The organism is Pontixanthobacter aquaemixtae (assembly GCF_009827395.1).
Classification (GTDB): domain Bacteria; phylum Pseudomonadota; class Alphaproteobacteria; order Sphingomonadales; family Sphingomonadaceae; genus Pontixanthobacter; species Pontixanthobacter aquaemixtae.
Genome location: NZ_WTYX01000002.1, coordinates 710282 through 723210, shown reverse-complemented (window position 1 = coordinate 723210; position 12929 = coordinate 710282). Strand labels below are relative to the sequence as shown.

Annotated in this window: 9 protein-coding genes; 3 read left to right on the top strand and 6 right to left on the bottom strand. The window is 59.0% G+C overall.

Annotated features, from left to right (window positions below; translation table 11 throughout):
* The 5 genes from GRI41_RS12415 to lgt all read right to left on the bottom strand — a co-directional run bounded on the left by GRI41_RS12415 (position 1) and on the right by lgt (position 5135).
* Positions 1 to 1605, bottom strand: a complete 1605-nt coding sequence (locus tag GRI41_RS12415) for a carboxyl transferase domain-containing protein (RefSeq protein ID WP_160605301.1) — start codon at positions 1603 to 1605, stop codon at positions 1 to 3.
* Positions 1602 to 1856, bottom strand: a complete 255-nt coding sequence (locus GRI41_RS12410) for a DUF5076 domain-containing protein (protein WP_160605299.1) — start codon at positions 1854 to 1856, stop codon at positions 1602 to 1604. The genes GRI41_RS12415 and GRI41_RS12410 overlap by 4 nt, the downstream gene beginning before the upstream one ends.
* 23 nt (positions 1857 to 1879) lie before the next feature.
* Positions 1880 to 3046 (bottom strand): isovaleryl-CoA dehydrogenase, encoded by a 1167-nt coding sequence (locus tag GRI41_RS12405; protein WP_160605297.1) that lies wholly within the window; start codon positions 3044 to 3046, stop codon positions 1880 to 1882.
* A gap of 104 nt (positions 3047 to 3150) precedes the next feature.
* Positions 3151 to 4212, bottom strand: a complete 1062-nt coding sequence (locus tag GRI41_RS12400; protein ID WP_160605867.1) for a class I SAM-dependent methyltransferase — start codon at positions 4210 to 4212, stop codon at positions 3151 to 3153.
* Entirely contained in the window at positions 4212 to 5135 is a 924-nt protein-coding gene (gene lgt / locus GRI41_RS12395) for a prolipoprotein diacylglyceryl transferase (RefSeq protein WP_160605866.1), read from the bottom strand. Before lgt ends, GRI41_RS12400 begins: the two co-directional genes overlap by 1 nt.
* 172 nt (positions 5136 to 5307) lie before the next feature.
* Here lgt and GRI41_RS12390 point away from each other — a divergent pair, with 172 nt between their 5' ends.
* The 3 genes from GRI41_RS12390 to GRI41_RS12380 all read left to right on the top strand — a co-directional run bounded on the left by GRI41_RS12390 (position 5308) and on the right by GRI41_RS12380 (position 12181).
* Entirely contained in the window at positions 5308 to 7008 is a 1701-nt protein-coding gene (locus tag GRI41_RS12390; RefSeq protein ID WP_160605295.1) for a class I adenylate-forming enzyme family protein, read from the top strand.
* A gap of 18 nt (positions 7009 to 7026) precedes the next feature.
* The gene (locus GRI41_RS12385) at positions 7027 to 9786 is read left to right on the top strand and encodes a [protein-PII] uridylyltransferase (RefSeq protein ID WP_160605293.1); all 2760 of its coding nucleotides are present in this window, start codon (positions 7027 to 7029) and stop codon (positions 9784 to 9786) included.
* 70 nt (positions 9787 to 9856) lie between these two features.
* Positions 9857 to 12181 carry a TonB-dependent receptor gene (locus GRI41_RS12380; protein ID WP_235901222.1) on the top strand — a complete coding sequence of 775 codons (2325 nt, stop codon included), beginning with the start codon at positions 9857 to 9859 and terminating at the stop codon, positions 12179 to 12181.
* Positions 12182 to 12253: 72 nt separating this feature from the next.
* Here the strand turns inward: GRI41_RS12380 and GRI41_RS12375 are convergent, their stop codons facing one another.
* Entirely contained in the window at positions 12254 to 12916 is a 663-nt protein-coding gene (locus GRI41_RS12375) for a YggS family pyridoxal phosphate-dependent enzyme (RefSeq protein WP_160605291.1), read from the bottom strand.
* Between the last annotated feature and the right edge of the window lie 13 nt (positions 12917 to 12929).

Sequence of the window (12929 nt, the reverse complement as noted above, 5' to 3'; positions counted from 1 at the left end):
TTACATCCTGAACACGCCGAATTGCGGCTTGTCGGGGAACGGTGCTTCCAGCGTCGCGGCGAAGGCCAGGCCCAACACATCGCGCGTCTGCGCCGGATCAATCACGCCGTCATCCCATAGGCGCGCGGTGGCATAGTAAGGATTGCCTTCATCTTCGTATTTCTGTCGGATCGGGGCCTTGAATTCTTCTGCCTCTTCCTCCGACCATTTGTCAGCGTCGCGGTGGACGGTGGCGAGCACCGATGCGGCCTGTTCGCCGCCCATCACGCTGATGCGCGCATTGGGCCAGGTGAACAGGAAGCGCGGGGAATAGGCGCGGCCCGCCATGCCGTAATTGCCCGCGCCGAAGCTGCCGCCGATGACCACGGTGATCTTGGGCACTTGCGCAGTGGCAACCGCCGTCACCAGCTTCGCGCCATGCTTGGCAATGCCTTCCGCTTCATATTTGCCGCCGACCATAAAGCCCGAAATATTCTGCAGGAACAGCAGCGGAATGCCGCGCTGCGCGGCCAGTTCGATAAAGTGCGCGCCTTTCTGTGCGCTTTCCGAAAACAGCACGCCATTATTGGCAAGGATAGCCACCGGCATGCCCCAGATATGCGCGAAACCGCACACCAGCGTGCTGCCATACTGCGCCTTGAATTCGTGGAATTCGGACCCGTCGACGATCCGCGCGATCACTTCCTTCACATCGTAAGGCGCGCGGACATCGTCGGGAATGATCGAATAGAGTTCCTCGGCATCGAATTTGGGCGGGCGCGGGTCTTTCAGATCAACCTTTGCCCCTTCATTCGCACCCAGATGCGAGACAATATCGCGCACGATTGTCAGCGCGTGTTCGTCATTTTCAGCGAGGTGATCGACCACGCCCGATTTCTTCGCATGCAGATCACCGCCGCCCAGATCCTCAGCGCTGATTTCCTCCCCCGTTGCGGCTTTCACCAGCGGCGGCCCGGCGAGGAAGATCGTGCCCTGGTTGCGGACAATCACCGTCTCGTCCGACATGGCCGGAACATAGGCGCCGCCCGCGGTGCAGCTGCCCATCACGCAGGCGATCTGCGGAATCTGCCTGGCGGACATATTGGCCTGATTGAAGAAGATGCGCCCGAAATGGTCGCGGTCGGGAAACACTTCGGCCTGATGCGGCAAATTCGCGCCGCCGCTATCGACCAGATAGACGCAGGGAAGATTATTCTCCTGCGCGATTTCCTGCGCGCGGAGGTGCTTCTTCACCGTCATCGGATAATAGGTACCGCCCTTCACCGTGGCATCGTTGCACACGATCATCGCCTGCCGCCCCGAAACGCGGCCAATCCCGGCGATCATCCCGGCAGCTGGAATCTCATCCTTGCCATACATGCCGTTGGCCGCCAGCTGGCCAATCTCGAGAAAGGGCGATCCGGGATCGAGCAACCGCTCTACACGTTCACGCGGGAGCAGTTTGCCCCGCGCAACATGCCGCTCCCGACTGCCCTCGCTGCCGCCCAAAGCCGCCTCCGCGACTTTCGAACGCAAATCATCCACCAGCGCCCGATTATGCGCCGCATTGGCTTTCGCATCGGGGCTTTCGAGATCGAGTTTCGATGTAAGTACGGGTGCGGTCATGAATCGAGACTTCCTGGATTGATCATTTCTATGCTGGAGTCCTGCCAACGCAATTGCTCGGTCAAACCCTCACAGATTTGCTGCATTGCCTCGTCCTCGTCCATAGAATAGGTGGTTGCAAAAGCCTTCGCTCCATGGCGAGCTACATCAGCTATGAAGCGCCCGAAATCGAAAGGCTTCTCCAGCTGAAATGCGGCAATGCTTACCTCTGGGAAGCCATTGTCTCCGATCCGCGCTTCGATCAGGTTCATCGGGGCCTCATCTTGGTTCGTCATTACCCCGCCGCTCCAATCAACTCGCGACCGATCAGCATCCGGCGGATCTCGTTGGTCCCCGCGCCGATATCGAGCAGTTTGGCATCGCGCAGATACCTCTCCACCGGCCAGTCTTTCGTATAGCCCGCCCCGCCCAAGGCCTGCACGCTTTCTGCGGCCACGCGGAAGGCGTTTTCGCTGGCGAGCAGAATGCAGCCCGCCGCATCGAAGCGCGTTGTCTGGTCGGCGTCGCAGGCCTTGGCCACCGCATAGGTGTAAGCGCGCGCCGATTGCAGCGCGACATACATATCGGCCACTTTCGCCTGCATCAGCTGAAACGATCCGATTGGCTTTCCGAACTGTTTGCGCTCGCGCAGATAGGGGATCACGGTATCAAGACACGCCTGCATTATGCCCAGCTGCAATCCGGCAAGCACCACGCGCTCGTAATCCAGCCCGCTCATCAACACGCCCACGCCGCCATGCAGCGCGCCCATCACATTTTCTTCGGGCACTTCGCAATCGTCGAACACCAGCTCTGCGGTGGGGGAGCCGCGCATGCCCATCTTGTCGATCTTCTGGCCGATGCTGAAACCGGGCATGTCTTTCTCGATCAGAAACGCAGTGATCCCGCGGCTGCCCTGCTCGGGCGCGGTTTTGGCATAGACCACCAGCGTATCGGCATGTTGTGCATTGGTGATCCAGAACTTGGTGCCGTTGAGAACATATCCGCCCTGCACCTGATCGGCTTTGAGTTTCATCGAAACAACATCCGAACCCGCGCTTGCCTCGCTCATCGCCAGGCTGCCGACATGTTCGCCCGAAATCAGCTTGGGCAGATATTTTGCTTTCTGTTCCGGATTGCCCCAGCGGCGGATCTGGTTGACGCACAGATTGGAATGCGCGCCGTAAGACAGGCCGACCGATGCGCTCGCGCGGCTGACTTCTTCCACCGCAATCACATGTTCGAGATAGCCCAGCCCCAGCCCGCCATCCTCTTCGTCAACCGTCAGGCCGTGCAGGCCCAGCTCCCCCATTTGCGGCCACAAATCGCGCGGGAACCAGTCTTCGCGATCCGCCTTTTCAGCCAGCGGCATAATCTGCTCGTCGGCAAAGCGCGCGGTTGTGTCGCGAATCATTTCAGCGGTTTCGCCAAGCTGGAAATCGAAATCAGGGGTCGCGCGCATAGAATTGCCTATCAATTGGATTGGTTGCGCTGCGCATAGACCAGCGGGCGCAGAGCCGCAATTTTGATGTTGCGCACATTGCGGAGCGCATGCTCAATCGGGCGCTAGTCTTGGGAAAACCCGACGCCTTCGGGCCAATCGGGAGAGGTCAGACCCATCACTTTGAACAATTTGCCCATCTGATCGTCCGCAACCAAACGGTCCTTCGCCGCGAGGATTTCATGGGCATATTGCGGGGCGGTTTGGGCCAGATTCTGCGCGCGCGATTCGATCCCCAAACTGCGCAGCCACGCCCCCTGCCCGACGGTGCCCAGAATTTTCGCATCGCGCGATTCAGCAATTCGGCCAAGCGTTTCGAAATCGACATGCGCGGTCAGATCCGCGCCGCCCGGATTGGCGAAGACCGGAACTTTCTGGTGCCGGTGCACCGCCTGCAATGTCGATCCCGGCTTGAGCGTATCGAAGCCGTAGTCGATGAACAGCGCCGCACCGCTTTGATCGACCAACCGGCCCGCCGCTTCATACATCACCGCTGCCGCGCCCGGGCACGATTCCAGAATGGTGCCCGGTTCGACATCGCGCCATTGCGCCGGAACCGCCGCATCCATCGGCTGGCTGCCGGCAACGAAAACAAATTCATCACCGTCCAGCCCGACCATTCTTTCGCGCCAGCCATCCGCATCGCGCACCAATTGCCGCACCGGAAGCGCATCAAAAAATTCATTGGCAACCAGCAGGATCGGGCCGTCCATCGGAACGCTGGACAGATCATCGTGCCAGATTGCCCCGGGAACTTCCTTGAGCTGGATATCTTTCAGCTTTTGAGAGGTTTCGACAAAGTGAATCCGTGGCTCCAGCCCGTATTTGCGCGCCGCGCGCAAGGCATCTTTGGCCAACGTTCCGCGCCCGGGACCAAGCTCGACATAATAGACCCGCTCTTCGCGCCCTGCGCGGATCCAGATATCGGCAAGCCACAATCCGATCAGTTCGCCAAACATCTGGCTGATTTCGGGCGCGGTCACGAAATCGCCCGCATCCCCCAGCGGGTCCTTGCCCGAATAATAGCGCGCATTGCTTTCGCCCATAAAATGCGAAAGCGAGATCGGGCCGGTGTTGCGGATCAGCCGGCGAAAGCTGTCGCCCAGACTTTGCGCGGCATTATCCATCAGTTGGCGGTGTTTTGCGCAGCCCCGCTGGCCAGAGGCGGATTGCGCAATGCCCGGATCGTGATGGCCACGCCCAGCAGGATCAGCGGAATTGTCAGCCATTGGCCCATCGACAGGCCGGTATTGACCGCGAATTCGGTCAAATGTTCGTCAGGCTGACGGAAAAATTCGACGATGAACCGGCCCAACGCAATGCCCGTGGTGAACACGCCAACAAGCAAGCCGGGGCGATAGCGGGCGCGGGTTTTCCAGAACATCACCAGCAGAATGATCAGCAGAAGCAGCCCTTCGAGAGCTGCTTCATAAAGCTGCGAAGGATGACGCGGCGGGCCGGTGATCAGCACACCGTTGACCACTTCGGGAAAGGCCATCGCCCATGGGACATCGGTGGTGCGGCCCCACAATTCGCCATTCACAAAATTGGCCAGCCGGCCCAGCAACATCCCCATCGGGACGCTGACCGCAACGTAATCGCACACGCGCAGGAACGACAGTTTCCCCTGCCTGCTGACAAAGGCAATCGCGAGCAGCACACCAATCAAGCCGCCATGGAAGCTCATCCCGCCATCCCACAGCCGCAGCAATTCCCAACTGACGAAGCCATCGCCTTCGAAACTGCTGAACAGTTCCGGCTTGTAGAACAGCGCATAGCCGAGACGGCCGCCAAGGATCACCCCGAGCGTAGAGTAGAAAAACAGATCATCTGCGTGCCGCTGCGCCATCGGCGCGCCGGGTTGTTTGAGCATTTTTGACGTGTGCCAATAGGCAAAAATAATCCCGAGCAGATAGGCCAGCGAATAATAGCGCAGCGTGAAAAAGCCCAGATCGATGCCTTCGGTCAGGCCCAGATCGGCCCATTGAATCGCAGGTGCGGCGACCTCTGGTGTAACGCTCGAAAGAGCAGCCGCAGACAATAGTGACAGCAAGTGTCTTACCCCCTAAGAAACTCTGCGAAGATCGGATTCCGCGAGAGCAGGTTTCGCGCGGCTTCTGGCATAGGCAGAGTTTGAGGGGAACCCTGCGCTTCACACAATTACGCGTTTTTATGCGCCTCGGAAACAAGAGGCGTGACTATTGGAGAGGATACGTACACCGATGCCGACAGAGCTTGATAATTCCCTCGACACTATCATCGAGGCCCTGATTGCCCCGGGCCAACCGTTCGAAACCGAAGATTACGAAGCTTACGGCGTGAAAATGCCGACATTCAAAAATGCGCCGCCAAGCCTGGCGCATTATTTTGCCCATTATTGCAACGAAAACAAAGATCTGACTTTCCTCGTTGACGGGGACGTGCGGCTGACTTTCGGCGAATGCTGGGTCGCGGGATCGCATGTCGCCGCGGGCCTGGCGCAAGATCACGGCCTCAAGAAAGGGGACCGCGTGGGCCTCGCAGCGCGCAACTCTGCCAATTGGATCATCGCCTATATGGGCATTATCATGGCAGGCGGCTGCGCGACCTTGCTCAACGGATTTTCAACCGGCCCCGAACTCGCCGATGCGATCAATCTGGCGGAATGTTCGATCGTGCTGGCCGATGAAGACCGCGCCAAGCGGATCGAAGGCAATGATCACTGCGCGAAAGTTGTTATGTTCGACCATGACGGGCCGGCCTCTAGCGGGCTCGCCAACACATGGGCAGAAGGCAACACCGCCATGGCCATGCTGGCAGAGCTGGGCCCCGATGATCTCGCGACCATTCTCTATACATCGGGTTCGACCGGCGCATCGAAAGGCGCATGGTCCGATCACCGCGCGGTGATGGCCGGAACCATGAGCTATATCTCGCAAAGCGCGATGGCAAAATTGTTGCTGACCCAGCAGGGCGAAGAACCGACCGAACAGCCCTGCGCGCTGATCGCGGTGCCGCTGTTCCACGTCACCGGCGAAGTGCCGTTGTTCCTGCAAAGCTACGGCATTGCCCGCAAGCTGGTGATGATGCCCAAATGGGATGCCTTGCATGCGCTGCAGCTGATGGAATCGGAAAAGGTCAGCTATTTTGTCGGTGTTCCGCTGATGAGCTATGAAATCGCGACGCATCCCGATCGCGACACATTCGACCTGTCTGCGTGCAAAAGCTTCGCCGCGGGCGGCGCGCCGCGCCCGACCGACCATGTCACAAAGATCAAGGACGCCTTCCCCGAAGGCTTCCCGCTGCTGGGCTATGGCCTGACAGAAACCAACGGCGTGGGCTGCGGCAATTTCAACGAAAACTATATGGCCAAACCGGGCAGCACCGGCAAAGCCAGCAAGCCAATCGTCGAAATCGCGATTCTCGATGATGACGGAAATGCTATGCCGCAGGGCGCAACCGGCGAAGTGTGTTTCCGCACCGTGGCCAATTTCAAAGGCTATTGGCGCAACGAAGAAGCCACCAAAGCGGCCTTCACCGATGACGGTTTCTTCCGCACCGGCGATCTCGGCTATCTTGATGAAGACGAATATCTCTACATCGTCGATCGCAAGAAAGACATCATCATCCGCGGCGGCGAAAACATCACCTGTATCGAAGTCGAAGCGGGTATTTACGCGCATGAAGCGATCGCCGAATGTTCGGTCTTCGGCATTCCCGACGAACGCATGGGCGAAGTGCCTGCGGCGGTCTATCTGCTGAAAGACGGCCATTCGCTGACCGCTGAACAATTGCGCGAATTTATGCTTGAAAAACTCGCGCCGTTCAAAGTGCCGCTGCCCGAACATATTTGGCAAGCAGAAGAAAAACTGCCTCGCCTCGGCACGCAGAAGGTCGATAAGCGCACCGTTCGTACGATGTATGCGAGCGAACTGATCGCCTAGAAACGAAAAAGGGTCTCCGTGAACCAGACCAAAATCCCCAAACAGCGCGCGGTCATCGATCGCAAAGCGCTGGGCGGGGAAATCTCTGCGCTTGTCACAGAGCAAGGCGAAAAAGCACGCCCGGCGATTGTGGCGCTGCTCAAAAGCGCGCTCGATGATGGCCGCGCAGAACTGGCGCGGCGGTTGGCGGAGAAACCGGCTTCGGGCCACGAATGCGCTGGCGGGCAGACCTTTCTGATCGACCAGATTGTCCGCTTGTTGCACGATCACATCATTGCCAATGTCTATCCGCCGGGCAATCGCTCTACCAGCGAACGGCTGGTGATCATGGCGGTGGGCGGATATGGCCGCGCCGAAATGGCACCGCATTCGGATGTCGATATCGCTTTCCTGACACCGGCACGGCGCACCCCCTGGTGCGAGCAAGTGATCGAGGCGATGCTCTATTTCCTGTGGGACCTCGGCCTCAAAGTCGGGCAATCGAGCCGCACGCTGGATGAAATGGTCAAAATGGCGCGCGAGGATCTGACCATCCGAACCGCGCTGCTCGAAGGGCGCTATGTGTGGGGCGACCGCGACCTGTATGACGAGGGCAGCCGCCGGTTCTACAAGGAAGTGGTCCACGGCAGCGAGCGCGAATATGTTTCGGAAAAGCTCGCCGAGCGCGACGCGCGGCACAAACGGATGGGCGACAGCCGCTATGTCGTCGAGCCCAATGTCAAAGACGGCAAAGGCGGTTTGCGCGATCTGCACACGCTCTATTGGATCGGCAAATATATCCACAAGGTGCGCAGCGCCGCCGATCTGGTCGATGTCGGGCTGCTGACCAAGCAGGAATACCGGTCCTTCCGCCGCGCAGAAAGTTTCATGCTGGCGGTGCGTTCGCATCTGCACATCATCACCAATCGCGCAGAGGACCGGCTGACATTCGATCTCCAGCGCGAAGTGGCGGCTCGCATGAATTTCTCCGACCGCCCGGGCAAAAGCGCGGTCGAACGGTTCATGCAATTCTACTTCATTCAGGCCAAACGTGTGGGCAGCCTGACGGGCGTTTTCCTCGCCCATATTGACGAGAAATTTGCCCAGAAACGCGCGCGCAAAGGCTTCTTCGCGGGGTTCAAGGCGAAAGCGCGCACCGTGAAGGGATACAAGGTCTATAGCGGCAAGATCGCCGCGCCCACCGATGACTGGTTCCAGAAAAATCCGGTGCGGCTGATCGAGCTGTTCCAGATTGCCGAGGAAGAAGGCCTGGAAATCCACCCTGACACCATGCGTCAGGCGGGGCGCGATTCCGGCCTGATCAAGGCAAAGGTGCGCAAGGACCCGCGCGCCAATGCCTTGTTCCTCGATCTGCTTGCCGGGCGCAACGACCCCGAAATGGTGCTGCGCTGGATGAATGAAGCCGGGGTGTTCGGAAAATTCGTGCCCGATTTCGGGAAAGTCAACGCGCAGATGCAGTTCGATATGTACCACCACTATACGGTGGACGAGCATACTATCCGCGCGATCGGCCTACTCAGCCGGATCGAGAAAGGCGAATTGACAGACGATCATCCGCGTTCGTCCAAGCTGATCCACCGGCTCAATTCGCGCCGCGCGATCTTCGTGGCGGTTCTCCTGCACGATATCGCCAAGGGCCGCGGCGGCGACCATTCGGTGCTTGGCGCCGAAGTTGCCGAAGAATTGTGCCCGCGTTTCGGGCTGAGCGAACAGGAAACCGCGCTGGTTGCGTGGCTGGTCCGGCAGCATCTGTTGATGAGCGCAACCGCGTTCAAGCGCGATTTGACCGACCCCAAGACGATCGAAGATTTCGTCGGCCAAGTCCAAAGCCTGGAGCGGCTGCGCAATCTGATGATTCTGACCGCGGTCGATATCCGCGCGGTTGGCCCGGGCACATGGAACAGCTGGAAAGGCCAGCTGCTGGGCGAGCTATATGACAACGCGCAGGAACGGCTGCGCCTTGGCCATGTGAAGCATGGCCGCGCAGAACGTGTCGCCGCGAAGAAACAGCTTGTGGCCGAGGAACTGGAACAACGCAGCGATCTGATCGCGCTGCATAGCGATGCCTTTACCGATGCCTATTGGATCGCCGAGCCCGAAGACATCATCGCGCGAAATCTGGTCCAATATTCCGAGGCACTCAAGCTTGATGAGAGCCTGTCGATCCAATGCGAATTTTACGAAGCGCGCGGCGCAACGCTGGTCAGTGTCATCGCCACCGACCATCCCGGCCTGTTCTACCGCATCGCTGGCGGAATCCATCTTGCGGGCGCCAACATCATCGACGCGCGGATCCACACAACGCGCAGCGGCTGGGCGATTGACAATTTTCTGGTGCAAGACCCCACCGGCAATCCGTTCCACGAGGAACAGCAGCTGGAGCGGATCACCAAGGCCATTGGCGATGCGCTGGCCAACCGGATCGAGCTGGCCCCGCAGCTGGCCAAGCGCCCGCTGCCGATCAGCCGGTCCAAAGCGTTCAATGTCCGCCACCGGGTGATTTTCGACAACAATGCGTCGAACAAATTCACCGTGATCGAAGTCAATGCGCGCGACCGTCCGGCGCTGCTCAACCGGTTGGCGCGGGCGCTGTTCGAAAGCCAGCTGATCGTCCATTCAGCGCATATCACTGCCTATGGCGAACGCGCGGCCGATACGTTCTATGTGACCGATCTGACCGGCGGAAAAGTGACCGCAGAGCCGCGGCTCAAAGCGATCGAAAAAGCACTGCTCGAAGCCGCCAGCGATGCACGCCAAGCAGAAATGGAAAGCGCTTAATCAGTTCTCGATTGCATTTTCAGCGTGCCCCAGTACAGGGGCCGGCCACGTTTCAATTCTGGGAGAAGAAATGATGAATACCCCCCGCAATTTCGCGCGTCGAACTTCTACGCTGGCGCTCGCCGCTTCGGCTCTGGCGCTTGTGCCACAAACCGCTTTCGCTCAGGATGCTGACGAAGATCAACAAAGCGAAGATCGCGGCAGCGCGCTCGACACTTTTGACGTTATCGTCATCACCGGCACCAAAACGCAAGACGCCGAAGATGTGCAGGATGTGCCGCTGGCGGTTACCGCTTTCAATTCGGAAAGCCTCGAAGCGCTCAAAGTGCGCGATGTCCAGTCGCTGACCTATTCCGCACCAAACGTATCGCTCGACCAGATCGGCACCAGCCGCGGCACAGCCAACTTCTCGATCCGCGGATTAGGCATCAACTCCTCGATCCCGTCGATCGACCCGACCGTTGGCGTGTTCGTTGACGGTGTCTATCTCGGCTTCAACGGCGGCGTCGTGTTTGACCTGTTCGACCTCGACAGCGTTGAAATCCTGCGCGGCCCGCAAGGCGTGTTGTTCGGCCGCAACGTGACCGGCGGTGCCGTGCTGATCAACACCGGCAACCCGACCGAAGAATTCCAGGGCAAGTTCCGCGCAGCCGTTGACGGACCGTTTGTCGATGGCGGTCGCGGCGGTGCCAACTACACCGTTAGCGGCGTAGTATCGGGCCCGATTGTCGAAGACACGCTGCTGTTCAAACTTGGCGCCTATTACAACAAAGACGAAGGTTACTTTACCAACCTGTTCGACAACACCAACCACGGCGCAGCGGAAACCAAGATTTTCCGTGGTGCTCTCGAAGGCCGCTTCGGCGATCTGACGCTGACCGGTAAGCTCGACTATTTCGAAAGCGATGGCGATGGTCCTTCGGGCCAGAACCGCGGTCTGTTCGATCGTGAAACCTTCGACATGTCCATCGACAATGCCGGCTTTTATGCCAACGAAATCTGGACCGGCAGCGTTACCGCAGAACTCGACATCGGCCCCGGCACACTGACCAATGTGTTCGGTTACCGCGAATATTCGGCGGCCACTGATGGCGATATCGATTCGCTTCCTGCGTTCCTGTTCCACTCGGCAACCGAAACCGAGCAAGAGCAGATTTCGAACGAGCTGCGCTATGCGATGAGCTTTGACGGTGTGGAGCTGACAATTGGTGGTTTCTATTTCGACCAGTCGATTGCCTACACCGAAGTTCGCGATTTGCCCCCGCTCAGCGCGCTGACCTTTTATGGTGGCGGCCAGCAGGATCATGAAGTGATCGGTGCATTTGCCAATGCCCAAGTCTACCTGACAGACAGCCTGAGCGTTATTGGTGGCATCCGCTGGTCGCGCGAAGAAAAAGATGCCGGCGTGACCTATGTCCGTCCGCGTCCGATGTGCTCTGTCGTTCAGGGCACTTGCCCGACAACAGGGACCAACCCTTTCATCCCGACCGAGAATAACGGCTTTACGGACAGCAATAGCTGGTCGAACTGGTCGCCGAAATTCGGCCTTCAGTATGAATTCGCGAACAGCCAGGTCTATGCCCACTGGACACGCGGCTATCGTTCGGGTGGTTACAACTTCCGTATCACCAATGCGAACGTGTTCGAGAATGTCGTGGTCCCGGCAACGGGCGGCAATTTCTCCTTCGATGAAGAGAAAGTCGACAACTACGAAATCGGCGGCAAATTCCAGACCGACGACCGTTCGTTCACTCTGAACGCGGCGGCTTACATCACCAAGATCGGCAACATGCAGCGCGAGGTCAACCAGTCCTCGCCAACTGCCGGTGTTTCGCAGTTCATCCTGAACACTGCCGACGCGACGATCTTCGGTGTCGAGGCCGAGGCGCGCATGCGTGTTTCGGACAGCCTGCTGTTCACTGCCAATGTCGGCCTGATCGATGCCGAATATGACGAAGTACGCTTCGACATTTCGGGCGATGGTGTGATTGACGATGCCGATCTGGCCCTCAGCCTGCCGCGCGTGCCCGAAGTCACAGCCGGTGTCGGCGCGATCCACGAGCTTGACCTTGGTGCAAGCTCGGTCGTCAGCCGTGTAAACCTGCAATATCGTGACGAGTTCGCCTATACCGATAACAATTTCGGTTACATTCAAGACATTACCAGCCTTGATGCGAACGTCACCTGGAACACGCCGGTCGAAGGGCTCGCGTTCTCGATCTACGGCAAGAACCTGCTCGACGGTGTGCAGGCTGGTGGTGACACGCAGCTGCCATTCGGCGGTCCGCTTTCGAACGGTGTAAACCGTCCGTTCGATCCGGTTCCGGCTGCTGGCACGCTCTCGCCGCTCAGCAAGGGCCGCCAGATCGGCGCGGAGATGACTTTCGAATTCTGATCCACGCGATCAATCGAAAACGAGAAGGGCGTCCCGGTTGGGGCGCCCTTTTTGTTTCGGAATTGCGCGCCGTTATCCGCGTGCGCCGAACAAGGCCGTACCCACGCGGATATGCGTCGCGCCCTGCATGATCGCGGTTTCATAATCGCTGCTCATGCCCATGCTGAGCCCGTTAATCCCGTTGTCGCGCGCGAGCTTGTCGAGAAAGGCAAAAAAGGGCGCCGGTTCGATATCAGCGGGCGGAATGCACATCAGCCCGCCGAGCGGGATATCGGTTTCGCGTATTGCGCCCAGAAACGCGGGCAGTTCGGCAATCGGACAACCGCCTTTCTGATCCTCGTCACCAATATTGACCTGGACGAAGCAGGGCACTTGCTTGCCCGCCTTGTCCATCGCCTTCGCCAGCGCTTTGAGCAGGCTGGGGCGGTCGAGCGAATGGATGGCATCGAACAGTTCGACCGCGTCATCGGCCTTGTTCGATTGCAATTGGCCGATCAGATGCAGCTGCGCATCGGGAAAAGCCTCGCGAAGGGCGGGCCATTTCTGCTGCGCTTCCTGCACGCGGTTTTCGCCAAAGACGCGGTGGCCTTGCCCCAACAAGGGTTCGATCCGTTCGGCCGGATGCGTCTTGCTGACCGCGATCAGCGTTATCTCGTCCAGCTCGCGCCGCGCAATCCGCGCCGCTTTGGCGATTTTCTCGTGGACCTCGTCCAAAGGGGATACTGCACTATCCATAGCGCGCGCTATA

Excerpts from the sequence above, each read along its gene's own strand:
- GRI41_RS12390 (WP_160605295.1), top strand. The coding sequence starts at position 5,308 with ATGCCGACAGAGCTTGATAATTCCCTCGACACTATCATCGAGGCCCTG.
- GRI41_RS12410 (WP_160605299.1), bottom strand. The coding sequence starts at position 1,856 with ATGAACCTGATCGAAGCGCGGATCGGAGACAATGGCTTCCCAGAGGTA.
- GRI41_RS12380 (WP_235901222.1), top strand. The coding sequence starts at position 9,857 with ATGATGAATACCCCCCGCAATTTCGCGCGTCGAACTTCTACGCTGGCG.
- GRI41_RS12400 (WP_160605867.1), bottom strand. The coding sequence starts at position 4,212 with ATGGATAATGCCGCGCAAAGTCTGGGCGACAGCTTTCGCCGGCTGATC.
- GRI41_RS12375 (WP_160605291.1), bottom strand. The coding sequence starts at position 12,916 with ATGGATAGTGCAGTATCCCCTTTGGACGAGGTCCACGAGAAAATCGCC.
- GRI41_RS12415 (WP_160605301.1), bottom strand. The coding sequence starts at position 1,605 with ATGACCGCACCCGTACTTACATCGAAACTCGATCTCGAAAGCCCCGAT.
- GRI41_RS12405 (WP_160605297.1), bottom strand. The coding sequence starts at position 3,046 with ATGCGCGCGACCCCTGATTTCGATTTCCAGCTTGGCGAAACCGCTGAA.